This window comes from Geomonas oryzae (assembly GCF_004117875.1).
Classification (GTDB): domain Bacteria; phylum Desulfobacterota; class Desulfuromonadia; order Geobacterales; family Geobacteraceae; genus Geomonas; species Geomonas oryzae.
This window is the reverse complement of record NZ_RAHW01000004.1, coordinates 261,651-285,361: the sequence shown is the minus strand read 5'-3', so window position 1 is coordinate 285,361 and position 23,711 is coordinate 261,651. Positions and strand designations below refer to the sequence as shown.

The window sequence follows — 23,711 nt, the reverse complement described above, 5'->3', positions numbered from 1 at the left end:
GCGCCAGAGGGGGTGGGAGCGTGGTGGAGAGAGAAACTGCGCGGAAATAAAAAATCCCCCTTCGGGAGGGGGATTCCTTACCAAGCCGGAGCGGGGGTCACGACCCGCCGTCCATGTTGAGGCTGTAATCATCCCCCTCCACGCATTCGCTTTCCGCCTGGAGGAAGGACTCGGCCTGCGAATCACGGACGATCTCGATCACGCCGTGGTTGGCCGACCAGACCGTGCCGCAGACACTGCACTCAGTGATACCCTCTTTGAACCCTTCAGACTGTAGGTTGGTGTCGACCTGCTGGTGGTTTTTGCACACGGGGCATTTCATGGCTCTCCTCCTGTCACGAAAAACGGCGGCCGATGGTTTTCATGAAGAAGATTATGACGGCATTTCGCGGCGTCGCAAGTGCCAAAACCCCCATGGCAGCTTCAAGCCCCCGGCTGGGGCGCGGCAGGAGTCGCCACCGGCTTTTTGGCCTTTGCCTTCGCCTTTGCCTTCACCGACGTCGTCGTCGAGCGCACACGCGTTCCCTTCCCGCGCCCCTTCGTTGTCTTGGCCGGGGGGGTGTAGGTGGCGGGATCGGCGGGACGCAGGTCGGTGAAGTGCGAGGAAATGATCTTTCTGACCATGCCGTCGCTGAAACGTATGGTGGCCATATAGTCGTTCACTTCGACCACCTTGCCGGTTCCCCATTGCTGCGCCATCGCATGACTGACCACACTGCCGCGTTTGACGTTCATGTTGAGTTCCTCGCTGGATGGTTGCGGCCACGCCAGGACGCGCTTAGCCACTCGGCCGGAAGGAATGGGTCGACGGGTTGCTGAACCTGGAGTGGAGCTGATTTCTGAAAGACTGATCAAACGATCAAGAGATGTGACTAGGTGCTGCGGGAAACGATGCCTGAAATCAGGCACGGTGGAAACTATACACCTGAATCCGGAAATGCATAGATGAGAGGATTCTTTTTTTCAATCACCTTGGGGACGCGCCGGGCGCAAGGAGCGTCCCGGGTGTCATCGCGGCGTCCGGCACCGGTCTCAGCTTATCGGGCGGGATCTGCGGTTCGCCCATGATGACCACCATGGGGCCCCGCACGCGTTGCAGGGTTCCGGTGTCATCGGTCCCGACCACCCAGCGGTACAGCTGCTGCGCGTCCATGAGCAGCGGCTTGGCCGGCTCGCCGTAGTACTCAAGCTGCATCTCCTCGTCGTAAAGCCCGATGCAGCCATGAGAAGCGGGGTACCCCGGAAGGTCGCGGCCATGGATCCAGTAGGAGGTCCAGCCGTCCCCCCTTTTCTCGACATGGAAACGGAGTCCGTAATGCATGGGATAGGGGCGCTCGCTCCCCTCCACCGGGTAGAGGCTCGATTCGTGACGGGGGTCCACCGCGTCGATGCGGTAGGAGCCGTTTTTCAGGCGGAACTCCGCCACGCCGACCGCGACCGGAGCGGAAAAGACCAGGGTCCCGAACTCGTAGGCGCCCAGGTACATCTCGTTCTGGTCGATGAGGATCGTCTTCGGCTCCTTGTCGGCCTCCGGGTAGAACGGGGGCATGGGGTTGAACTCCTTGATGTCCTCCATATGCTTGGGGACCTTCACCGACATGCCGGCCAGAAAGTGGCGCCGGTCCATGCGGTTGAAGCGCAGACCGTCCTGCCACTGCTTGCCGAAGATCTTGTAAGGGGAGTCTTTGCCGGTGACTTTGACGCAGTCCCACTCATAGAGGTAGTCGGTGGGGTAATGGATTTCACAAAGCGATCGGATTTTGTCGGCTGCGAAACAGGGGATACCGGTGATACCGAGGAGAATCAGCAGGGTTAAGACTGCGCGGGCCGGAGCTTTCATGGTGCGCCTCGTTCCTTAGCCAGTGAAGCGGCTGGCCGCCGGTTGTGAGACGATTTCAGTTTACCAGAAGGCTAATGAAAGTTAAAGGCGGCTCCACTAATTGGACATCTCCTCCCAGCGGGGATTTCACGCACCCTGCAAGTCTTTTGCCCCACCCACCGGAGCCACCCGCCCCCCTATCCCGCGAGCCGTTCCAGCCAAGTTCCCGATTTGGCGGCGACTCTGTTTCACACGCTGAAAAGCCTTCCCATACGGGCACCCTTCTTGCTATTCAAAGTACAGATAGCTGTTATCGTTTTTGCAAATAACAATTAGAGGAGGCTTCGTGAAAAACGATCTTCTGGGGGAACTCCCCGAGGAAAAGGTGAACCTGATCGAGAAGTACCGTCTCGAGCCGTGTCTGATGGACGGGAAGGTGTACTGGGTGCGGAACTTCGGCAACCGCCCCCCCAACGCCTATGTCACCCACCGCGGCATGAAGAAGTGCCCGACGCTCGACCTGGTCTTCAGCTTCTACGGGCTGTGCGTGGCGAAGATGACGTACTTCCGCAACAACATGGGCGATTACCTGCCGTGCAAGCAGAACATGGTCACCGGCGTCATGAACGAATGCGCCCTTTGGGACATGGAGTTCCTGGTGCAGCGCGCCACCGGGATCCGGATCGACCTGCGCAACCTTGCGGAGATCAAGGAGATCGAGACCTTCAGATCGATGTGCGCCTGGCTTGAGAGAAGGTTGCAGGAGCGCCGCGAACAACAGGACCGTTATTGCCGCACCAGCGAAGCGGAGGCCTCCACGATGACCGTCGCACCCGCCTTGAGGATGGCCATCGTGCCCATCAGGCGGCGCCCCTTGCCGCGGAGGGAGCGGGAGTTAAGCCTGTGAATCGCACCTGAACACAGGTCTGTGGACGTAAAAAAAGCCCCGCCGGCTGTTAGAGCCGCGGGGCTTTGTCGTTTCGGGAGCGCGCTTTCGGAGCCTCAGGGGGGACACTGCGCGCACATCGACTTGAAGAGGTTCGTGCTCAGGTAACGGTCGCCCCGGTCGGGTAGGATCACGACGATGGTCCCGGAGGAGAGTTCTCCGGCGAGCCGCAGCGCACCGAAGACCGCGGCGCCGCCGGACATGCCGCAGAAGATGCCGTGGTGCGCGGCAAGCCGCCTCGAGGTCTCGAAGGCGTCATCGTCCTCGACCACGATCTTTCTGTGGTAGGCGCTTGCGTCGTAGATGGGGGGGACGATGGCCTCCTCCATGTTCTTGAGCCCCTGGATCTTGTGCCCCAGCACCGGCTCGACGCCGACCACCTGGACCTTGGGCGCGGTCTCCCTGAAGAAGCGGGAGAGCCCCATCAGGGTGCCGCCGGTACCCATCCCGGCCACCATGTGGGTGACGGTCCCGCCGGTCTGGCGCCAGATCTCCGGTCCGGTGGTCTCGTAGTGTGCGAGGACGTTGTTCGGGTTCGCATACTGGTTCGGCATGTAGTAGCGGTCCGGATGATCCTCGTAGATCTTGTGGGCGAGCCGGATGGCGCCGTCGGTCGCCTCGCACCCCGGCGAGAGGACGATCTCGGCGCCGTACGCCTCGAGCACGCTGCGCCGCTCCACGCTGACGCAGGCGGGCATCACCAGCTTGATGCGGTAGCCGCGCGCCGCGGCGATCATGGCGAGCGCAATGCCGGTGTTCCCTGAGGTGGGCTCCAAGATCACCTTGTCGGTGGTGAGTTCCCCGCTCTTCTCCGCCGCGAGGATCATGTGGCGCGCCGGACGGTCCTTCACCGACCCCCCCGGGTTGTTTCCCTCGAGCTTCACCAGGATCCTTACCGCCGGATTGTCACAAAGAGAATCGATCTCGACCAGCGGCGTCGAACCGATGGAATCTATCAAGCTTTGCCCTTTCAACGTGCCCCTCGCTTTCTATCGGTCCAAAAAGACCTGCTTTCTCAGACGGCCTGAGAGCATACCACGCACCATATATAATAAACAACCGCTAACTGCGCCGGCCCGCGCGCCCGGTCCGCCAGTTGCGGCAATAGGTAAGGGTCGGCACCGTCCGGCACTGTCATGGAGCACCGGAAACCGGGCGAAAACGCAGTTCAAAGCAGATTCAATGTGTCAAAGCGCACATGAATCGTAACTTAACTGGACCAAGCAGCACACACGACGGCACAGAGCGACCTTGCTACGCAATCAACACCACAAAGTTGGTCATTCAAAGCCACAAAGTCCGTGACTATGCGAAAATATTGTTTCCAAAAATACTAGAAAAAACCTGCAATGGTGGTATAAGTGTGTGACACTCAAATTTGTGCCAGCTAATGGTAAACATTGAACATGCCCATGACGCCCCGAAAGACAAAAGCCCCTGCCCAAAAGGGAATCCAGCTCGCCTCATTCCTGAGACGGCTCATCTGGCTCAGCGTTCTGCCGCTCATCGTGCTGTCGCTTTGGCTCGCCACGGACGCCCTGCACTCCCGGCAGGCGCAGGATCGACGTCAAGCGGGGATCATCGCGGGCAACTTCGCCACCGATCTCGACCAGTACCTCGCCGCGAGGATCGGCGCCCTGCAGATGCTGGCGAATTCCCCCCTGATCGATGACCAGACGCGATGGGGAGAGCTGTACCGGGAGGCGCAGTCCTTTAACGGATTCTTCGGCAGTCACGTCATTTTGGCCGGCACAGGGCAGCCGATGCGGATGCTCTTCAACACGAGGCGACCTTTCGGCAGAGAACTCCCCCCCCTCCCGGTGCCAAGAGGGAGGGCCGCAGCCCCCCTTGCCGCGGCCACCGGGAAGGCGGTGGTCGGGGACCTCTTCACCGGGCCGGTAAGCAATACACAGCTTTGTTCCATCGCCGTGCCAGTGGTGCGGGAGGGGAAGGCGCGCTACGTGCTGCTCACGATTCTCGAGGCGAGCCGGCTGCAGCAACGGATCGACCAGCGTCTCCTCCCTGCGGGGTGGGCCATAACCCTGCGGGACGGCCAGGGGCATGTCATCGCACAGCGCAACTCGCCGCAGCACCAGGAAGTGCGTTCCGTCGACCGGGTGGAGGTAGTGAGCACCGTTGCGCCATGGAAGGTGCTGATCGAGATACCCGCCGCCACTTATCAGCCCTCCCTGCTGAAACTCGCCGTCATGCTTGCGCTGGGGCTCGTGGCGAGCACGCTGGTGGGGGTCCTGTGCGGGAGCCTGGCCGCGCGGAGGGTCGCCAGGGGGGTGCGCAGCCTGGTGCATCGGGAACCGGGAACCACATGCGGGATCGTCGAAATCGAGGAGGCGCGCGAGCTTTTGGAGCACACCGCTGCTGCGCGGCGGGAGAGCGAGGAGCGCCAGGAGCTCTTCATACGCCACGCCCCGGCTGCCCTTGCCATGTTCGACGCTCAGATGCGCTACCTGCACGTTAGCCAGCGCTGGCTAAGCGACTACGGCCTCGACTGCGACGTGGTGGGGAAGTCGCATTACGACATCTTCCCCGAGATACCGGAGCACTGGCGGGAGCTGCACCGCCGCGGGCTGAACGGAGAGGTGCTCGGCTCGGAGGGCGACCGCTTCGTGCGCGCCGACGGCACCGTGCACTGGATAAGATGGGAGATCCGCCCCTGGCGCAAGGCCGACGGCGATATCGGCGGCATCGTGATCTTCTCCGAGGACATCACCGGCCTGAAACAGGCGCAGGAGGAAATACAGGCCCTGAACGACGACCTGGAGATACGCGTCGAACAGCGCACCGCGGAACTCAAAGCGGCGAACCAGGAACTCGATGCCTTCGCCTATGCGGTCTCCCACGATCTGCGCGCACCGCTTCGCGCCATGATCGGCTTCAGCCAGGCGCTTCGGGAGGATTGCGCCGAGCAGCTCTCGGATGAGGGGCTCGATTACCTTTTGGAGATCAGCACGGCGGGTTATCGGATGGGAGAACTCGTGGACGGGCTTCTCGTGCTCTCGCGCAGCCTGCGCGGCACCCTCGAGCGCCGACCGGTCGATGTGAGCGGGCTGGCGGAGCGCCTCGCCACGGAGCTGGAACGCGGGGAACCGGGACGGCGGGTACAGTGGCAGGTGGAGGGAGGGCTCGAGGTGAGCGGCGACGAGCGCATGATCGAGGTGGTGCTAACGAACCTCCTTTCCAACGCGTGGAAATATTCCGCCGGGGCGGAGCCGGCGCGCATAACGGTCCGCTCCGACAAGCGCGACGACAGGACCTTCATCTGCGTGGAGGACAACGGAGCCGGCTTCGACATGCGCCACGCCTCACGCCTTTTCCAACCGTTCCAGCGGCTGCACCGGCAGGACGAATTCCCCGGCCTCGGCATAGGGCTCGCGACGGTGCAGCGCATCATCAACCGCCACGGCGGCGCCTTGGAGGCGGAGGGGGAACCGGGCAAGGGGGCCTCGTTCCGCTTCTGGCTCCCCAACTGACAGGAGGGTATGCATGGAGGATCACAAGACCATACTGCTGGTGGAGGACAACCCGCAGGACGAAAAGCTCATCCTGCGCACCCTGCGCAGGATCAACCTGGCCAACGAGGTGTTCGTGGTGCGTGACGGCCAGCAGGCCCTGGACTACCTGTTCCGGGAAGGCGACTTCTCCATGCGTCAGGGGGGGAACCCGACGGTGGTGATGCTGGACGTGAACCTCCCGCGGGTGAGCGGCATCGAGGTGCTGGAGCGCCTGCGGCAGGACGAAAGGACGCATCTGCTCCCGATCGTCATGCTCACCTCCTCCGACGAGGAACAGGACCGTATGAGGAGTTACGCAGGGGGGGCGAACAGCTTCGTGCGCAAGCCGCTCGACTTCGCGCAGTTCGCCGAGACCGTGGCCCAACTGGGGGTCTACTGGCTGGCCGTGAACCAGGCACCCGGGAGCCCCGCATGAGCCATGAGCTGCGCATCCTGGTCATCGAGGACAACGCCGCCGACTTCAAGCTGATCAAGCGCCATCTGGAGGGACAGGGCTTCGACGCCTCCTTCACATGGATCGCCGAACGCGACCGGCTGGAAGAGTGCCTCGGGGAGTCCTGGGACCTCGTGCTCGCCGACTACAACGTCCCGCACATGGAGTTCGAGGAGACCCTCGAGGCGGTAAAAAGCCGCTCCCCGGAACTGCCGGTCATCCTGGTCTCCGGCAGCGTGGGCGAGGAGCAGGCCGTGGAGCTTTTGAAGCGGGGCATGTCCGACTTCGTGCACAAGGACAACCTCCCCCGCCTGGCCCCCTCCATCGCCCGGGCGCTCAAGGAGGCTGCCGAACACCGGGGCCGCCTGCAGGCGGAGGCGTCCCTGCTTAAAAGCGAAAGCAAGTACCGCAGCATGTTCGATCACGCCCCGGTCGGGGTCGGCATCGCCGAACTGGAGAGCGGGCGCATGGTGGAGGTGAACGCGGCCTGGCTGGAGATACTCGGGTTCGAGCCCGACGAGGTGGTGGGGAAAACGGGGGCGGAGCTCGGCATCTACCTGAACGGCGTGCAGCGCCCGGCCATCGTCTCGCATTTGAAGGAGAAGGGCCGCATCGTCAACCAGCCCCTGCGCCTGAGGAAAAAGTCCGGCGAGACGCTCGACCTGCTTACCTCCGCCGAGATCCTCGAGATAGGCCCGGCCTCCTACCTGCAGTTCATGCTGACCGACGTCACCGAGGAGATGAAGGTGAAGCGCGCCCTTGCCGCCTCCGAGGATACGCTGAGAAAGCTCTACGTGGCGGTGAACCAAAGCCCCACGGCCATCGTCATCACCGACCGTTTCGGCACCGTGGAATTCGTCAATCCCCGCTTCTCGGAGATGACCGGGTACGGCGCGAACGAGATGGTGGGCAAGAACCCGCAGCTGCTCTGGGAGAAACTCTGCCAGGGGGAGGTGTGGCGCGGCGATTTCTGCAACACCAGGAAGGACGGCACGGTGTACTGGGAGCACGACATCATCTCCCCGATCCGGGACCAGGAAGGGAAGATCACCCACTACATGGCCATCAAGGAGGACATCTCCGAAAAGCGGACCATGGAGGAGCAGTTGCGCCAGTCCCAGAAGATGGAGGCGGTCGGGCAACTGGCCGGCGGGGTGGCGCACGACTTCAACAACATCATGCAGGTGATCATGGGGAACGCCTACCTGCAGACGGTGGAGAACCAGTCCCAGGGCGTGGCCACGCAGCACCTGGACGAAATCGTGAAGGCGGTGGAGCACGGCTCTTCGCTCACCAAGAGCCTCCTGGTCTTCAGCCGCAAGACCCCGCTGGAGCTGACCAACTTCGACCTGAACGAACTCCTAGGGCAAAGCAGAAAGCTCGCCTCGAAACTCGTCACCGAGGACATCGCCATCGAGCTCGAGCCGTGCCGCGAGCCGCTGCACATCCTGGCCGACGCGGGGCTCGTACAGCAGATCGTCTTCAACCTGGTGACCAACGCCCGCGATGCCATCTCCGGACAGGGCAGGATCACCATCACGACGCAGTTGGTCGAGGCGCAGGGGGTGCCGCTTCCCTGCGGCTGCACCGCGACAAGCGGCAGCTACGCGCAGCTGTCGGTGCGCGACACCGGTCACGGCATCGCCGAGGAGATCAGGGGGCGCATCTTCGAACCGTTCTTCACCACGAAGGAGTTGGGGAAAGGAACCGGCCTCGGGCTTTCCATGATCTACGGCACGGTCCAGCGCATGAACGGCTTCATCGCCGTCACCGCCCCGCCGCAGGGAGGGACCGAATTCTTCATCTGCATCCCGCTCGCTCAGACGCCGGAGGCGGCGCTCCAGTCCACCTCCGGGAGCTTCATGATCGGCGGCGGCGAACTGATCCTCGTGGTCGAGGACGAGGAAGCGGTCCGCGACGCCCTCATCCGCACCCTGGCATCCTCGGGTTACCGTCCCGTCGCGGCGGGCAGCGGCGAGGAGGCGCTCGCCATGGCACAACGCAGCGCCGGGATCGCCCTCGCCCTCATCGACGTCATCCTCCCCGGCATCAACGGCATCGAGTGCGCGCAGGGGCTGAACGCCCTGTACCCGTCCCTGCCGGTGATCTTTCTGACCGGCTACGACAACGACGTGCTGGCGGGGAGGGGGATCTCGGCCAACGTGCTGCAGAAGCCGATCCAGAGTTCCCGGCTGGTGCAGCGCATAAGCGAGATCTTGAAGGCGCAGGCGGCAAGAAGGATTTGAGGAAAGGATCAGGTAGGGGCGTCCGGGATGTCCAGCTCGCGCATCTTCCGGTAAAGGGTCTTGCGGTCGATGTTGAGGGCGCGGGCGGCGCGCGACTTGTTGCCGGCGTGGCGCGCCAGCGCTTCCGCGATGCGCTCCCGCATGGTGAGCCCGTCGTCCGCGGCGGCCGTCTGGAAAACCGGGGGGAGATGGTCCGGGAGGATCATCCTCGTGGGACACATGATGAAGGCGTGCTCCAGGGCGTGTTCCAGCTCGCGCACGTTGCCGGGCCAGGGGTAGCGGGTCAGTAACTTGAGCGCCTCGTCGGAGACCCCACCTATGCTGCGCCCGAGCTTCGCGTTCAGCCTGCCGACGAAATGGTCGATCAGAAGCGGCAGGTCCTCGGGGCGCTCGCGCAAGGGAGCCACGATGAGTTCCACCACCTTGAGGCGGTAGTAGAGGTCCTGGCGGAACCTCCCCTCTTCCACGTCCCTTGCCAGGTCGCGGTTCGTCGCCGCGATGATGCGGACATGAACCTTGACCGGCGTCGTCCCCCCCACCCGCACCAACTCCCGCTCCTGCAGCACACGCAAAAGCTTCACCTGCATCTGCGGCGATATCTCGCCGATCTCGTCCAGAAAGAGCGTCCCGCCGTCCGCCTTCTCGAAGAGTCCCGCCTTGTCGCGCAAAGCGCCGGTGAAGGCCCCCCGCACATGCCCGAAGAGCTCGCTCTCCAAAAGCGTCTCGGTGAGGGCCGCGCAGTTCACCTTGATGAAGGGGCGTTCCTGGCTCCCTCCGCTTGCGTGCAGCGCCGCCGCCACGAGCTCCTTTCCGGTGCCGTTCTCCCCCCTGATCAGCACGGTCGAGGGGACGCCGGACAGGCGCTCGATCATGGAGTAGAGCATCTGCATCGGCGCGCTGCGCCCCACGAGACCGGAAAACGAGTTGCGCGGCACCTGCTTTTTTTCCAGTCGGTACAGCGAGCTCTCGTCCCGGACCACGATGACGGCCCCCTCGACCTGGCGGGCGGTGACCCGTCGCGGCGTGACCGACACGCTCACGTACTGGTCGCAGGCGCCCCCTGCGCACCTGAAGTAGCGCGTCTCGACAGGCTTTCTCGTGTGGATGGCGGTTTCCAGGGCGCCGCGGCATTTCTTGTCGCATTTAAGGGGAAGATCGTAAAAGGAGGTGCCGGCCACGGAGCCGTCGAGCCCGCAGATGGTCGCGGCCGAGCTGTTGAAGTTGAGGATCTTCAGGTCCCGGTCCACCGAGATGATGGCGTCCTGGACGCTGGTGAAGATGGCCGCGAGGTCGTTTCGGAAACGCTCGTTTTCCTGCGACACCCTCCTGAACTCCAGGGCGCGCCGCGCCACGTGGACGATCTGCTCCTTGTGCACCGGTTTCGAGATGTAGTCGAAGGCCCCGAGCCTCAACGCCTCCGAGGCGCTCTCCACCATCGGGGAGCCGGTGATCATGACCACGGGACACGGGCTTTCCTGGCCGCGCACCGCGCGCAGCACGTCCAGCCCGGACCCCTTCGGCATCACGATGTCCGTGACCACGAGGTCGTACTCGAAGGCGTTCAAAAGGGAGAGCGCCTCCTCTGGGTCGGCCGCCTGGGTGACGAAACAACCCATCTCCTCCAGGAACCTGGCAAGGGTGGCGCGGATCCCGGGCTCATCGTCGACAAGCAACACCTGTGCAGTCACATCCCCCCCCGAACCGCTCCGGGTGCCCGGCAGTGATCCCGTCGGGCACCCCGATCTGGAGCCTAAATCATAGTCCTCCGCAGGTTTTGCGGCTGGAAACACTCATCGGCCAGGGGCGACGCAACTTTAGCATCTGCCGGCCGACGGGAAGTGCGACGAAGGAGTATTGAAGCGGAAGCTCGAGGGGTCAAAGGCGCGGGTGGAAATCGGGAAAGACGACGGCCGAACTATTCCCGGCCGGAGCGTGCGTCCGCACAGCGGGCCAGAGCGCGGTCACGCCGTTTATGACGTACTGCACCGCGATGAAGGCGAGGACGAGGCCCACGATCCTGACGGCGACCTTCATGCCGAGGACGCCCAGGACGCGGGAGAGCTCGTCGGCCCAGTGCAGGAGAAAATAGGCGCAAAGAAAGACGACGAGCGCGCCGGCTACCAGCAGGAGGATCGCAAAGAGATCGTGGGCCTGGCTTGCGAAGACGAGGCAGGTGACGATGGCGCCGGGACCGGCCAGGAGCGGGATGGCGAGCGGGGTCACCGAGACGTCCTCCTTCTTCTCGGCGAGCTTCTCCTCGCTGCTGCTCGTCTGGGTCTTGGTGGGATTGCCGTAGAGAAGCTCGAGGGCGATCACGAAAAGCAGGAGCCCGCCGCTTATGAGGACGGCGGAGCGCCCGATGCCGAAGTAATCGAGCAGGGCCGGCCCGCCGATGATGAAGAGGACGATGACCAGATAACCGATGAGGCAGCCGCGCCTCGCGATGGCACGGCGCTCCCCCCTGTTGTGGTTGGAGGTGATGGCGAGAAAGATCGGGACCGCGGCCAGCGGATCTACGATGACGAAAAGCTGGACGATGAAGACCGCCAGCTGATCAAGGCTTTGTTGCATCGCTTTTTCCTGTCTCTCCTCCCCTTCAGGCAAAGGGAGGTGCGGGAGGTGATGATCATGCGCCCCCGGAAGGGGTCACGCGCTGCGAGACGACGCGGTCGAGGGAGAACCTCCCGCCGCCGGCGATCATTAAGGCAAGGCAGATGCCGACTACCAGGAAGTGGTACTCGAACCCCTCACCGGCCTGTTTGCCGCCCCAGTTCATGAAGAAGCCGTTGTGAAGATGGACGAGGGACGCCGCGACCGCGATCTCCACCCCCATGACCAGCGCGGCAAGCCTCGTGAGCAGCCCGGCCGCGAGCAAAAGCGGCCCCAAGAACTCGGTGAGGACGGCCAGCAGCGCGAAAAGGTACGGGATACCCATGTTATGGGTGAACATCTCCATGGTCCCGGAAAACCCGGGGCCGCCGAACCAGCCGAACACCTTCTGCGCACCGTGCGGGAAGATCACCACGGCGAGAAAGAGCCTCAAAACGGTGAGACTCGACGTCGGTTCCGTCGCCAGAAGCTTCCTAAACATAAGACCTCCTTCGGGCCGGACGCGGACGGCGCGAGCGCCCGCCCCCCTCCCCTCAAGCCGATGCAAACCCGCAAATCATATCAACCTGCCACACCTACGCAAGCGCCGTTTACGGCAACTCCGACGCAGAACCGCCACCAGTGCGGTTTTCTCCGGTCAAAACTGTTGCTTTTTAATTTACAACAAATAAATATTCACATATATTTCCATCGACAAAATGCGCTCTCAGGAGGAAACCATGGCACAAAACGCCTCGGCGTTCGAGGAATACCTGAAAAAGCAGGGCATCACCCTCGACAAGAACACCCACGAAGACAACACCGTGTTCGTCGTCCACGAGAAGATAGATGCGATCGGGGCGGTTTCCCTCATGGCGCTTTTCAATGACAGCGACCGCTATGTCACCCTTATCTGCTTTAAGTACCTCACCTTCCCGGAAGAGAAGAAACCGGCCGTGCTGGAGATGATCAACACGCTGAACGCCGAGTACACCATGGTGAAGTTCGTCGAGACGGGCAACGCGGTATCGGTCCAGGTGGTGGTTCCCTTCCACGACAACTTCTCCAGCGAAGTGATCGTCGACATGATCTCCCTCGTCTTCAGGTCGATGCAGGAGGAACATCCCCGTCTCCTGAAGGTGCTGCAGTAGTGCAATGAAATGAGGTCCTAGCTCCCCGGAGGAACTGTTGATGGAGAAAGTATCCTTTGTTATCGACGACGCGGTTGCCTCGATCATCCGAGCGCCGCTTGTCACGCCGTTTCGCATCGCAACCGGCCAGCACGACGAGCTGGAAAACGTCTTCTTGAGGCTGTGCGCAGGGGACGGGACCTGCGGCTACGGCGAGGCGGCGGTAGCCACGCACATAACCGGCGAGACGGTAGCCGACACCCTGGACACCCTGCAAAGCGCGGCGCACGCCCTGCGCGGTAGAAGGATCAGCGACCCCGTCGCGGTCTGCCGCGAGTTCGCCCCGGCCTTTGCCGGCAACCACGCCGGTCTTGCCGCACTCGAGATGGCGGTCCTGGACCTGAGCGCCCGCCTGCAGGGGATCCCCTTCCACCGGCTCTTCACGCCGCTCGCCCACAATGCGCCGGCCTTCTCCTTCGCTACGGACATAACCGTGGTGATCGGGACCGTCGATGAGGCGCGGCAAACGGCGCTCGACTTCGCGCAGCGCGGCTTTAAAACCTTCAAGATCAAGGTCGGCGCCGACGAGGGTATCGACCTCGAAAGGGTGCTCGCGGTGCGGGAGGCGGCGCCGGGGTGCGAGATCGTCCTCGACGCCAACATGGGCTTCAACGCGACGCGCATGCTCGCGTTCCTGGAACGGCTCGACGCCGGAGGGGCGCGCCCGGCGCTTCTGGAGCAGCCGGTCCCCAAAGAGGACTGGGAAGGGCTTTGCACGATAACGAAGGCGCTCGAGGGAAGCGGCATCCTGGTCTGCGCCGATGAAAGCGTCGGTTCCGTCGCTGCGGCAAGACGCGCCATAGATATGAACGCGGTGAGCGCCATCAACATAAAGTTCATGAAAAGCGGCATCCTGGACGGCGCCGAGATCGCCCGTCTCGCCGTGGAAAGCGGCAAGCGGCTCATGCTCGGGGCGATGATGGAGAGCTCGCTCGCCATCACCGCATCGGCCCATTTCGCGGCGGGACTTGGCTGCATCGACTTCATCGACCTCGACACCACCTTCTTCCTAAGCGGCGAGATGGGTCACTCCCCCTACCTTGACGCAAGCGGCCGTTTCGACCTGAGCGCCGCCGGCCCGGGCATCGGCGTGGAGCCCGAGTTCCCATGATCGAGAACCCGGTCCTCATCGTCGCGGTCTTAGTCGTCATCGAGGCGGTGATCCTCACCCTGTCGCGGCACGAGCGGACCGCACGCTTCTTCGATCTCCTCCCGGCGGTGTTCTGGATCTACTTCATCCCGATGCTTTCGGCCACCTTCGGCCTCATCGCGACGAAGAGCCCGGTCTACGGCCTCATCACCACCTGGCTGTTGCCGGCAAGCCTCGTGCTGCTCCTCTTGCCGGTGGATATCGGCGCGATCCTGCGCCTGGGGCCGATCGCCCTCGCCATGTTCTTCATCGGCGCCGCCGGCATCATGGCGGGAGCCGTCCTCTCCTTCTCGCTCTTTCGCCCCCTCATCGGCGCGCAGTTCTGGTCCGGCTTCGGCGCCCTTTCCGCCTCCTGGACCGGGGGGAGCGCCAACATGATCGCGGTGAAGGAGGCGCTTGCCGTCCCCGATGCCGTCTTCGCCCCGATGGTGATCGTGGACACCGTGGTCCCCTACCTCTGGATGGGCTTCATGATCGCCATCGTCGGGCTGCAGCCCGCCTTCGACCGCTGGAACCGCTCCGAGCGCGGCATCCTGGAACACCTGGGCGAGCAGGCGGCGCAGCATCTCGCCTCGAAGGGGGGGCGCCGCACCGCCGGAGGCGTCGCCCTCTCGCTGGCGGTGGCACTCGCCGGCGGCTGGGGAGCGCACATGATCGCGGAACTCCTCCCGAAGGTCCGGGACGTGATCACCTCCTACACCTGGACCATCATCGTGGTCACCCTTTTCGGCATCGCGCTCTCGTTCTCGCCGCTTAGAAAGCTGGAGCGCGCCGGCGCCTCGCGCACCGGGTACGACCTGCTCTACTTCGTACTGACCGCCATCGGCGCCAAGGCATCGGTGGCCAGCGTCGGCTCGGCGCTCGTCCTCATCGCCGCAGGCCTTTTGATCGTCGCGGTGCACGCCGTGTTCCTCGTGGTGGGGGCGCGGCTGCTGAAGGCCCCCATGTTCCTCGTCGCCGCCGCGAGCCAGGCCAACGTCGGCGGGGTCGCCTCCGCCCCCGTGGTCGCCGAGGTGTACCATCCAGGGCTCGCCTCGGTCGGATTACTCCTCGCCATCCTCGGCAACATCGTCGGCACCTGGCTGGGGATTTTGTGCGCGCAGATGTGCAGGGCGGTGGCACCATGAAGCTGCGCCACTTGAAACTGGCACTTTGCGCAGGGGAGAGCGCCTGCGTCATCGCCTCCCTGGCCGCGGCAAGGGCGGCCGACATCGCCATGGACAAGAGCGGCGCCGGCGATCTGGACCGTTTCGCCTTCTGGAACAGCATCGTTGGGCTTAGTGTCATGCTGTTCTTCCTGCTTTGGGTCGCCGCGGTGCTGCTGGCCGTTTTCAGCAGACAGCGCGAATTTTACGCGTCCAAAAGGGAGTACTGGACAAACCTCGTGCCGGACGTGATACTGCCGCCGCTGGTGATGCTTGCCGGTTGGGCGGCCGCTTTCGTGCTTTTGTGAACGGAGGATTGGCAGGCGGGATGATCAAGCTGGTGGCGGTGATATGCGCGGCATGCGCGCTGCTCTTACTCGGCGCGGGACCATCCGAGGCCGTCTGGCCGATGTACCACGAGCCTTCCTTCGACGGGAAGGTGGTCGACATCGCGACCGGAAAGCCCATCGAGGGGGCCGTGGTGGTCGCCGTGTACAACAAACGTGCGCTGGGAGCCAGCAAGGGGCAGTCCTCATCGGTGATCAACGTGAAAGAGGTGCTCACCGACCGGGAGGGAAGGTTCCACATCCCCTCCTACACCACGGTTCTCGCCCTGCCGTTCACCCAGAGCGACCGGACCACCTTCCTGATCTACAAGCCGGGATATGCGAGCGTCACCCTTCCGCTCAAAAACCTGTTCACCGGCCGGACGAAATGGGAAAAGGAGCTCTCTCCCTGGGACGACCCCGTTTTAAGCGGGAAGTACAAGATCAGGCTCTTCCCTTCCGGCGTCGTCGGGCTTCCCAGGCTGGAAACGAAGGACGAGCGGCTGAGGAACATGCCCTCCCTCCCCGACAAGCTGGATCATCTGGGGAGACAGAAAAAGCTCACCAGGCTGATCAACGAGGAGAAGCGCGAGCTGGGGGAACCTGAGATCGACCCATACCAGATGCGCAGCATCCTGCTCAACGAGGTGAAAAAAGAGAAGTGATAAAGGCGAGGCTGCTGTCATAGTGCCATTTTTCCCTTCTGCGGAACTTACAAAGAGTTTCCCTCGCTTGTCCCGTCGCTATCAGGTAAAATGTTTTCGGCGTTATGACAGGAGGTGGCGGCATGATTTCAGCGTTAGCGGCGTACAAGGCGATGATTCTCGGTTCCACCACCGACACCGGTTCGGCCAAGCCATCCTCTAAGAGAGACAACGGCGTGGATGCCACCGCCGAGGCCGATATGGTCAACATCTCCACCTCTCAAGACGTCTTCACCGCGGTAGACAACTTCTTCAACCTGGGCGCCTCGAACCGTTTCGACGCCTTCCACAAACTCTCCCCCGATGACAAGGAGCAGTTCGTCCAGATCGTCGCCGACCTCGCGAAGTCCGGCTACATGGGATACGAGGAACTCGTGGTGAACAAGAAGGTGGAGCGTCACGATCTGGAAAACAAGATCGCCGATGACCGCATCCGAGGCGCCCGGGTCTACGACCGCGCCAAGGACACCCGCCGCGGCTAGGCGACAACGTGTCCCAAAGTTTCCAGAGTTGCGCTCCCGCGAAGTACCGCCCAAGCCCAGCGTCCCCATCCCTTTGCGAAGGTTTAGATATCGTTCCTACGGTCCTCCGTGGGAACGTACATTGGGGACGCTCCAGCGTCCCATAACAGACGCCGGAGCGTCCGAAGCTTTGCGTTCCCACGCTGGAGCGTAGGAACGATGCAACGTGCCCTTTCCAGCCTCCCCCTCCCTTGACGGGAGGGGGCCGGGGGGTGGGTGAAGCCGCAAGCTGAGGGAGATAAGGTCCCCTCCCCCATTCATGGAGATGTCATGTCAGACCAGAAAACAAAGGTTTACCTCGCCTCCCCGCTCGGCTTCAGCCGCGAGAACACCCCCTACCGCGAACGGATCAAGGATCGCCTGAGAGCGCTCGGCTGCGAGATCTTCGACCCGTGGGAGCAAGAGGAGGTGGCGAAACGGATCGAGGCCGCGCTCTCCGTCGAGGATGGGCCGCACCGCGCTGCCGCCATCAAGGCGGCGGCCTCCTTCACCGGCGGAGTGAACGCACAAGGGCTGAAGGAATCCGACATCGTGCTGGCGGTGCTCGACGGCACCGAGCCTGACAGCGGGACCGTCGCCGAGGTGGGCTACGGCGCGGGGATCGGCAAGAGGTGCTTCGGCTTGCGCACCGACTTCAGGGATTGCGGCGATTTTCCCGGCGTGCCGCTCAACCTGCAGGTGATCTACTTCATCGAGGAGAGCGGCGGCCGACTCTTCCGCAGCATAGAAGAGATAGTCTTCGCAGCGTGACCGCAGTCACCAGACATCCAGCCGAATATCAGCCCCTAATGTCCACTTCCCCCTCTCCCTCCGGGAGAGGGCCGGGGTGAGGGACCGGCCATCAGCGGGAAATCGGCACCAGTGGGTTTCATGTTGACACCGTCGGGCGTTGCAGCTAGTTTTGCCGGACCATGAACGAGACAGGCACCACACAAGAAGAACTCACCTCGCAGTACGCGCCACCCCGCCACCGGCACACCCTGCAGGTGCTCACCTGCTGCCTCATCGGCTTTATCTGCTTTCTCGGCGCCTACATGCGCATGCCGGTGCTGCCGCTTCTGGCCAGCGGCATCGGAGCGGGCACCACGGAGATCGGCCTCATCAACGCCGCCTTCATGCTGTCGGCCGGCACCCTCGCCGTTCCCGCCGGGCTTTTATCGGACCGCATCGGCATCAGGCCGGTGCTGCTTGCCGGACTTTGCCTCATGAGCGGCGCGTCCCTTATCATCCCCTTCTGCGGCACCCCTTTATTGCTCGGCGCCGCCTACCTCGTCTTCGGCATGGGGCTTTCCGCCTTCACCCCGAGCATGATGGCCTCGGTGGCGAAGGTCGTTCCCCGCTCCCACGTCGGCCGCGCCTACAGCTGGTACACCACCGCGGTCTACCTCGCCATGACCATAGGCCCGGCCAGCGGCGGCTGGTTCGGCCGCATCATAGGCATACGGGAAGTCTTCTTCGTCTCGGGGGGACTCATCCTGCTGGCGCTCGCGGCCGTCCTCTTCTTCCGCCCCGGCCAAGGGGAGGACCACCACGCCCACGCCGACGATCACCCGGAGCACCTCACCGGCATCTTCTCGAACCGCAGGCTCTTAGCCGCCCTCGCCGGGACGCTCGGGGGATGCTTCGGCTTCGGCATGTTCATCTCGTTTCTCCCGCTGCACGCCCGCGCCCAGGGGCTGAACGTCGGGGAGATCGGCATCGTCTTCGCGGCCCAGGCCCTCATGAACGTACTGCTGCGCATACCGTTCGGGCGTCTGAGCGACAAGGTCGACCGCGGCCTCATGTCCGGCATCGGCCTGATCGTCTGCGCCGTCGCCGTCACGCTCACCGGTCCGGCCCAAGGGATGGCCGCGCTCGTCGCCTGCGCCTGCCTCCTCGGAGCGGGCATGGGGGTCTGCTTCACCGCGCTCAGTTCGCTCGTCGTCGTGGTCACCCCTGCAAAGCAGCGGGGATTGGGCCTTGGGCTCTATAACAGCTGCATCTACTTGGGCATGATGCTCAGTTCGGCGACCATGGGGGTCGTCATCAAAAGCTCCGGCTTCTCCCTAGGCTTCATGCTGACCGGCGCCGCGACCTTCGTCATGGCACTCGTCTTCTTCTGCCTGTACCGCGCCGTGGTCCCCGCTCCGGAAAAAACGGGGGCGGCCGGATAATCTCTCCCGGCCGCCCCGCTCGCCACACCGTTACGTGACGTACTCCCCTTCCCTTTCCGCGACTTCGGCCCTACTTTCCGAGCACCGCCTTACCCTGCCCGAGCTTGTCGGCTTCGGCCGCGCTGATCACCTTGGCGCAGAAAATGTCCGCCTCCTTGAAGGAACCGGCGGCCTTCGCCGGGTAATCATCCACCTGCGCCGGATTGATGCTGAGATAGATCCACATCTCCTTGACGGTCGCGAGCTTGACCAGGTAGGTGTCCCACTCCTTCACCCGGACCACCGACTGAATCGAGGGAACCGCCTTGAAAAGGGCCTCTCCCTTGCCTGCCGAAGCCGATGGCTGCTGCGCGTTTGCCAGCGCCGTTACCAGGCCGACCGCTTCGAGCTCCGGGCTCTTTTCCCACGCAAGCCGTAGCGCCTGTTTCTTCCCTTTTCCCGCGCCACTCTCCTTATCCTGCAACGGTACTGCCGATGCGCCCACCACAGCAGACTGGGCCGGTTGGGGCTCCGCAGCCGGCTTACCCGTTTGCGGCACGCTCTCCGCCGCGGGCGCCGGTGCGCCGCCGGGCGTCGTCGCCCCTTTCTGCCACGTTCCGCCGACAGGAAAGGGAAGCCCGTTTACCACCGGGCTCGCGGCTGGCGGCGCCGCCCCGTTCACCTTCATCTTCGCCAGAATGTCCGCCTGGGTCGCCAGGGTGATGCCGCCGCTGATCATGCCGTACCCTCCCAGGAAGGGGTGGGGCTTCGATTGGAGCAGGGAGAGGCACTCGGTCCGACGCCCCAACTTCTCCTTGTCCAGAAACGGGAGGGAAGCGGCGCCCTGAAGCCGCTCGACGTCCCGGCTCCACTGCTCGAAGTCGATGTCACGCCGCACCGGAAGGTCAAGGAGGAAGTCGAGCTGATGCAGGCCGCTCACCTTGAGCATCAGGATGATGCAGCTCCACTTCTGGATCTGGTTCAGCCTGTGATATGCGGGCTCGTAGTCGGCGAAGGCCTCGTAATGCCGGTCCCACCACCCGAGGAACTCCTTGCTCTGGTAGTTGGGGGCGGTCTCCTCCTTGCCCGGCGTCAGCATGTTGGAAGAGGCGGCGTAAACCCTGGTCGCCGTCGGCTGGAACAGGGTCTTGTTCCCGTACACCTCGAAGGCGTCCTGCTTGAGGCCGAACCAGAGCCTCGTGTTGGCCGCCCGGCCGTACCCCTGCCAGTACAGTTTCGGAATCAGGATCTCGGTCATGGGGCGGAACCCCTTGATGGCGAGCTTCGGCGAGCTCCCCTCGTAGTCCATGGCCCACATCTTGGCGAGGAGGTCGGTGTAGAAGAGCATCATGCCGGCCTGCGTCCCCTGCAGGTTCCCGTCGTAGCGCGCCTTCTGGTAGGTGTGGTACTGCTGGATGCTGTAGATGGCCGAGAAGACGCGCATGTCCGCGTCGCTCCCCGATTGCGAAAGGGTGCGCAAGAGCGCCACGAGAGGGGCATCGCTCCTTGTCATCCTGACGCGCTGCGCGACCGCACCGAGATCCGAGGCGGAGGCGCCGACAAAGCCCGGGTTCCGCACAAGCGGCGAGGTTCGGACGAACTCCTCCAGATCGGAGGCGAACGCGCCGTAGTCCATGTCGAGGTCGAGGGAGAAGCCGATTTTGGCGGGGCTGCCCGGTGCGATGTAGGCCTGGTAGAGCGCGGCGACCTCTTCCACCGTCACCGCGCGACGCGCGTCGTGCCCGTAGGAGCGCGCGCCTATGAGCAGGGCGCCCGGGCTCCACTGCACCATGACGACGTCGTCGGCGTTCTTGAGAAACTTCCTGAGCTCGGGAAGATTGGAAACGGAGGCGGTGCTGTAACCGTATTCGGCGGTAAAGACGGCGGCGGTATCGAAGCTCTTCTCGAACGAGATGTCGAGGTTCGATGCCCCTTCTGGAAGTGCGTAGGTGAAGACGGAGATCTTTTCTGGGAGGGCGTTGCTCTTCGCGTAGCGCTTGTCGACGAGGGAGCCGATGAGCGGCTTGTCACCGCGTTTCTCCCTGGGAATGAGTACGGCCCACTCCTTGTCGGAGACCTCGAACACCCTTCCCTTCGACACCTCCCCCGGAGCGGTTTCCTTGAGCGACGGGTGGCGGATGGGGATCTCCTCCCCCGTCGATACGCCGAGCTCGTTTTTCAGGCCGTACGCCGCCCAGTCGCGCACCTGCTCGTCCTTTTCATCCGTGCTCAGCGTGCCGAGGAAGGAAACGAGGCTCGAGATGTCGACGGAGACGTTTGCCGGGTGGGCAGGTGCAGTCCCGGCGTACAGATTCTGTAGTGAAACGAGGAGGATCGTGCAGGCGAGAAGGACTCTCAGGAACAACGAGGATCCGGACGTGCGGGGCGGGAAACGGTGCATAGCATCTCCTTACAATAACAATTCATATGCCGCCTGATTTGTATCGCACTATATAGATATCCCCCTTTCATGTCAAAGCCACATTGCCAAAAGAGAAAGTCCCCAGACCTTTAGCCATCTAAGCATCGGGTTAGCATTCCGGTGTGAAGACGGGAATGAAGGCTGGAGTAATGCCCCACGTTCTCAGCCCATCGCGAACTATTCCTAATACCTCAACTAGAAAATTAACATTGATCGCAGCTAACCCAGCATGTTAATGTGCGCGGACGACTGTTCGAGCAGGTGCATCTCAAGCTTGGACAGACCAGCACCAAAGCTGCTGGTCGCGGAATACGGTCAGTGCTGGAGAGTGTGCATTACCGCCACGGAAAGGCATGTCCCCTGCCGAGCATTTAGTTGTTACGAAATTAGAGGCGGGGACCCAGAAGGAATAGCCCCCTCAATGATAAGCCCGATTACCTAACTTCTGATGTTTGAAGTTACCTATATAGGAAGCCACCATTTGTTTCCTATATAGGTAACAAGTATCTTATATAGGTAACCGGCATCCTATATAGGAAACATTTCTAACCGGTCAATAACATGTTATGTGAGGATATGAAAGAATCATGAGTGAGGCCACAACCAGTACCTTGGAGATCAATAGACCGTCGATGTATTTTGCGAAGTACCGTTCATATCCGATTTTCGTAGATGGCGGAAAAGTAGGGGCAGTGAAAGACGGTGCTGCGCTATCAGTCTCTCTTCAGTCAGGTAGTCATAACGTGTGGAGTAGGATTGACTGGAAGAAAAGCAATAAGGCAGAAATCAGGATAGAGGCCGGAAAAACCACTAGAATCAAAGTGGGATATAAAAAGAAAGCAGGGCTGAGACTTCTTCTCCCGATAACGCTGGGCCTTGTGAGGAACAAGGGGGACGTTGTTGATATTTTGACTTTCGGTTGCTAGTCCGTGTAGTTCCTCTCAGTCAAATATCAAAAAATCAACAACGTCCCCTCTGGCCAATAACATGTTGTGCAAATAAGAAAGCTGAGGAATATCTTAAATATGCCCGAGAGCAAAACCAATGTGACATCTAAAGAATCTAAGCAATTAAAGATTGCTGCCGGTTTGGTGATCATTGGAGTTTTTGCAAATGCATTTAATCGGATGTCATTGCACAACGTATTTAAAGCATTTGCATATGCAGTTGCTATCTTTTTGCCAGTCATGGCCTTATTGCGCCATTACAAGCAAAAGATTGAAAGTTTACCAAAGGGGTTAAGTTACGCAGGACTTGGTATTGGGATGGTTTCATGGAGAATATTAAGGCCTTACCCAACTACGGAAACAACTTGCGCATTTATGCTTGGGTTTCTTCTTGTTGCCCTGTCATATATGTATGCTGACGTAAACGATGCACAACCAGAGCGCTAGAACTGACCGGTACAGCCGTCAGGTCAGCGCCCACTCCGTTGGCGAGGAAAGGACAATGAGAATCGAACTGCCCGGGAGGAAACGACAAAGGGTCATCCTCGCAGCTCCAGAACTTTTATGAGTTGATGCGCAGGGTTTGAAACTGTCGGCAATTACCAAAGTCTTATTGGTTCTTGTACTACTCCTGCTATATTCCATGTTCATGTGCGGCTCGATTGCCACTATGCTAACTAGTACGAAGCCCGATTCGAAAATTTTCGCAGCGGCTTTTGTCTTTTTAGCCATTGCGATGACCACAGCACTGTGGATCCTAGTGCCAATGATAATTAAGGATAAACGGACACCACTAATTTTCACAGAACTAGGGATCGTCGGAACGGCGTTCTTTAACGTAAAGTATGAAGATATCAGAAGCTATGGATGGGAAAATTGCGACCAATCTCTTGCTCTCGGGCAAGAGACAAGGCACACAAAGGTCACTTTGGCCCTTACCTCCAACAAGGGTCTCTTCCCCGAATTGAGTTATAAAAATAGATTCGGAGGTTCCGTACTAGGTGTTTATTGTTACTTCTTCAGTCCCAGCCAAATCGAGAAGGTTGAAACAATTTTTAAGACACACGGCATCAAATCTGCTGGGTGAATGCAGACTGTGAAGCCGATGGGACGGGTATTGATAAATAAGTTAGGAAGAAGACTCCGATCAAGCCGAAGTACACGCATCTTGCCGAAATTGAAGCATGGAATGCCAACAAATACAGGTGGAGACGGTCTGCGCGGGATGGTGGGGGGGCGGAAAAGCGTGAGTAAGCAATGCCGCTTCGCCGCTCACCTGCAGCCCGTTGGTGAAACAAAATGATAAAGAAAATGGTGAGGATAGTTGCCGTCGTGATAGCGATCCCGCTCGTAATTTGGGGATGGGACAGGTATCAAGACCGTCAGATTAAAGTAACAGTGAACGCGGCAACTCACCTTTATGCAAGCGATGTTGATGCTGCATATGGGAGCTTTAGACCAGTCAGAAGTTTGAAACCTGGAGAGAAGCTCAAAGTGATCCGTGCTACATACGGAAAGGATTATGGCGCTCTTCTGGTTAAAGCAGAGGATGGCCGTAGTGGGTGGATCGCGATTGGGCAGGACGGACTGACTATTCACCAGCGAAAATAG

Annotated in this window: 23 protein-coding genes; 15 read left to right on the top strand and 8 right to left on the bottom strand. The window is 61.5% G+C overall.

The genetic code is table 11. The features are described from left to right. Nucleotides 1-97: 97 nt before the first annotated feature. The 3 genes from D6Z24_RS12000 to D6Z24_RS11990 all read right to left on the bottom strand — a co-directional run bounded on the left by D6Z24_RS12000 (nucleotide 98) and on the right by D6Z24_RS11990 (nucleotide 1,840). On the bottom strand, nucleotides 98-322 hold the full coding sequence (locus D6Z24_RS12000) for a hypothetical protein (RefSeq protein WP_129126828.1): 225 nt from the start codon (nucleotides 320-322) through the stop codon (nucleotides 98-100). Between the two features lie 101 nt (nucleotides 323-423). Beyond that, nucleotides 424-735 carry a DUF3553 domain-containing protein gene (locus tag D6Z24_RS11995; protein ID WP_198419549.1) on the bottom strand — a complete coding sequence of 104 codons (312 nt, stop codon included), beginning with the start codon at nucleotides 733-735 and terminating at the stop codon, nucleotides 424-426. A gap of 232 nt (nucleotides 736-967) precedes the next feature. Continuing rightward, on the bottom strand, nucleotides 968-1,840 hold the full coding sequence (locus D6Z24_RS11990; RefSeq protein WP_129126827.1) for a L,D-transpeptidase: 873 nt from the start codon (nucleotides 1,838-1,840) through the stop codon (nucleotides 968-970). Nucleotides 1,841-2,165: 325 nt separating this feature from the next. Between D6Z24_RS11990 and D6Z24_RS11985 the strand changes: the two genes are divergently transcribed. After that, complete coding sequence (locus D6Z24_RS11985) at nucleotides 2,166-2,726, top strand: hypothetical protein (protein ID WP_198419548.1); 561 nt, start codon at nucleotides 2,166-2,168, stop codon at nucleotides 2,724-2,726. Nucleotides 2,727-2,821: 95 nt separating this feature from the next. On the opposite strand, the gene D6Z24_RS11980 is transcribed toward D6Z24_RS11985, so the two are convergent. After that, nucleotides 2,822-3,739 carry a PLP-dependent cysteine synthase family protein gene (locus D6Z24_RS11980; RefSeq protein ID WP_129126826.1) on the bottom strand — a complete coding sequence of 306 codons (918 nt, stop codon included), beginning with the start codon at nucleotides 3,737-3,739 and terminating at the stop codon, nucleotides 2,822-2,824. A gap of 438 nt (nucleotides 3,740-4,177) precedes the next feature. On the opposite strand from D6Z24_RS11980, the gene D6Z24_RS11975 reads away from it, so the two are divergent. From D6Z24_RS11975 to D6Z24_RS11965, 3 genes are read left to right on the top strand one after another with little or no spacing between them, the layout of a single operon-like run. Then, entirely contained in the window at nucleotides 4,178-6,253 is a 2,076-nt protein-coding gene (locus D6Z24_RS11975; RefSeq protein WP_162605127.1) for a sensor histidine kinase, read from the top strand. Between the two features lie 13 nt (nucleotides 6,254-6,266). Continuing rightward, the gene (locus tag D6Z24_RS11970; RefSeq protein ID WP_129126824.1) at nucleotides 6,267-6,710 is read left to right on the top strand and encodes a response regulator; all 444 of its coding nucleotides are present in this window, start codon (nucleotides 6,267-6,269) and stop codon (nucleotides 6,708-6,710) included. Then, nucleotides 6,707-8,974 (top strand): hybrid sensor histidine kinase/response regulator, encoded by a 2,268-nt coding sequence (locus D6Z24_RS11965; protein ID WP_129126823.1) that lies wholly within the window; start codon nucleotides 6,707-6,709, stop codon nucleotides 8,972-8,974. The genes D6Z24_RS11970 and D6Z24_RS11965 overlap by 4 nt, the downstream gene beginning before the upstream one ends. Before the next feature lie 8 nt (nucleotides 8,975-8,982). On the opposite strand, the gene D6Z24_RS11960 is transcribed toward D6Z24_RS11965, so the two are convergent. The 3 genes from D6Z24_RS11960 to D6Z24_RS11950 all read right to left on the bottom strand — a co-directional run bounded on the left by D6Z24_RS11960 (nucleotide 8,983) and on the right by D6Z24_RS11950 (nucleotide 12,065). Beyond that, nucleotides 8,983-10,662 (bottom strand): sigma 54-interacting transcriptional regulator, encoded by a 1,680-nt coding sequence (locus tag D6Z24_RS11960; RefSeq protein WP_129126822.1) that lies wholly within the window; start codon nucleotides 10,660-10,662, stop codon nucleotides 8,983-8,985. Nucleotides 10,663-10,849: 187 nt separating this feature from the next. Continuing rightward, nucleotides 10,850-11,545: a MarC family protein gene (locus D6Z24_RS11955; RefSeq protein ID WP_129126821.1), complete on the bottom strand. Its 696-nt coding sequence runs from the start codon at nucleotides 11,543-11,545 to the stop codon at nucleotides 10,850-10,852. Nucleotides 11,546-11,600: 55 nt separating this feature from the next. Beyond that, nucleotides 11,601-12,065, bottom strand: a complete 465-nt coding sequence (locus tag D6Z24_RS11950; RefSeq protein WP_129126820.1) for a DoxX family protein — start codon at nucleotides 12,063-12,065, stop codon at nucleotides 11,601-11,603. Between the two features lie 238 nt (nucleotides 12,066-12,303). On the opposite strand from D6Z24_RS11950, the gene D6Z24_RS11945 reads away from it, so the two are divergent. The 8 genes from D6Z24_RS11945 (at nucleotide 12,304) to D6Z24_RS11910 (ending at nucleotide 18,752) form a co-directional block, all read left to right on the top strand. Continuing rightward, nucleotides 12,304-12,714, top strand: a complete 411-nt coding sequence (locus D6Z24_RS11945; protein WP_162605126.1) for a YbjN domain-containing protein — start codon at nucleotides 12,304-12,306, stop codon at nucleotides 12,712-12,714. A gap of 40 nt (nucleotides 12,715-12,754) precedes the next feature. Next, a complete protein-coding gene (locus tag D6Z24_RS11940; protein WP_129126818.1) occupies nucleotides 12,755-13,864 on the top strand; it encodes a dipeptide epimerase in 1,110 nt (369 codons plus the stop codon). After that, the gene (locus D6Z24_RS11935; RefSeq protein WP_129126817.1) at nucleotides 13,861-15,030 is read left to right on the top strand and encodes a DUF819 family protein; all 1,170 of its coding nucleotides are present in this window, start codon (nucleotides 13,861-13,863) and stop codon (nucleotides 15,028-15,030) included. The genes D6Z24_RS11940 and D6Z24_RS11935 overlap by 4 nt, the downstream gene beginning before the upstream one ends. Then, nucleotides 15,027-15,356 (top strand): hypothetical protein, encoded by a 330-nt coding sequence (locus tag D6Z24_RS11930; protein WP_129126816.1) that lies wholly within the window; start codon nucleotides 15,027-15,029, stop codon nucleotides 15,354-15,356. Before D6Z24_RS11935 ends, D6Z24_RS11930 begins: the two co-directional genes overlap by 4 nt. A gap of 20 nt (nucleotides 15,357-15,376) precedes the next feature. After that, on the top strand, nucleotides 15,377-16,039 hold the full coding sequence (locus D6Z24_RS11925) for a carboxypeptidase-like regulatory domain-containing protein (protein WP_129126815.1): 663 nt from the start codon (nucleotides 15,377-15,379) through the stop codon (nucleotides 16,037-16,039). A 122-nt stretch (nucleotides 16,040-16,161) separates the two neighbouring features. Beyond that, complete coding sequence (locus D6Z24_RS11920; protein ID WP_129126814.1) at nucleotides 16,162-16,560, top strand: hypothetical protein; 399 nt, start codon at nucleotides 16,162-16,164, stop codon at nucleotides 16,558-16,560. 309 nt (nucleotides 16,561-16,869) lie between these two features. Next, nucleotides 16,870-17,349: a nucleoside 2-deoxyribosyltransferase gene (locus D6Z24_RS11915; RefSeq protein ID WP_129126813.1), complete on the top strand. Its 480-nt coding sequence runs from the start codon at nucleotides 16,870-16,872 to the stop codon at nucleotides 17,347-17,349. 161 nt (nucleotides 17,350-17,510) lie between these two features. Continuing rightward, nucleotides 17,511-18,752, top strand: coding sequence for an MFS transporter (locus D6Z24_RS11910; protein ID WP_129126812.1), 1,242 nt, complete (start codon nucleotides 17,511-17,513; stop codon nucleotides 18,750-18,752). A 70-nt stretch (nucleotides 18,753-18,822) separates the two neighbouring features. Here D6Z24_RS11910 and D6Z24_RS11905 read toward each other — a convergent pair whose 3' ends face one another. After that, entirely contained in the window at nucleotides 18,823-21,132 is a 2,310-nt protein-coding gene (locus D6Z24_RS11905; RefSeq protein WP_162605125.1) for a hypothetical protein, read from the bottom strand. Between the two features lie 608 nt (nucleotides 21,133-21,740). Between D6Z24_RS11905 and D6Z24_RS11900 the strand changes: the two genes are divergently transcribed. The 3 genes from D6Z24_RS11900 (at nucleotide 21,741) to D6Z24_RS11890 (ending at nucleotide 23,711) form a co-directional block, all read left to right on the top strand. Beyond that, nucleotides 21,741-22,079, top strand: a complete 339-nt coding sequence (locus D6Z24_RS11900; protein ID WP_129126810.1) for a hypothetical protein — start codon at nucleotides 21,741-21,743, stop codon at nucleotides 22,077-22,079. 99 nt (nucleotides 22,080-22,178) lie between these two features. Beyond that, on the top strand, nucleotides 22,179-22,547 hold the full coding sequence (locus tag D6Z24_RS11895) for a hypothetical protein (RefSeq protein ID WP_129126809.1): 369 nt from the start codon (nucleotides 22,179-22,181) through the stop codon (nucleotides 22,545-22,547). Nucleotides 22,548-23,399: 852 nt separating this feature from the next. Beyond that, on the top strand, nucleotides 23,400-23,711 hold the full coding sequence (locus D6Z24_RS11890) for an SH3 domain-containing protein (protein WP_129126808.1): 312 nt from the start codon (nucleotides 23,400-23,402) through the stop codon (nucleotides 23,709-23,711).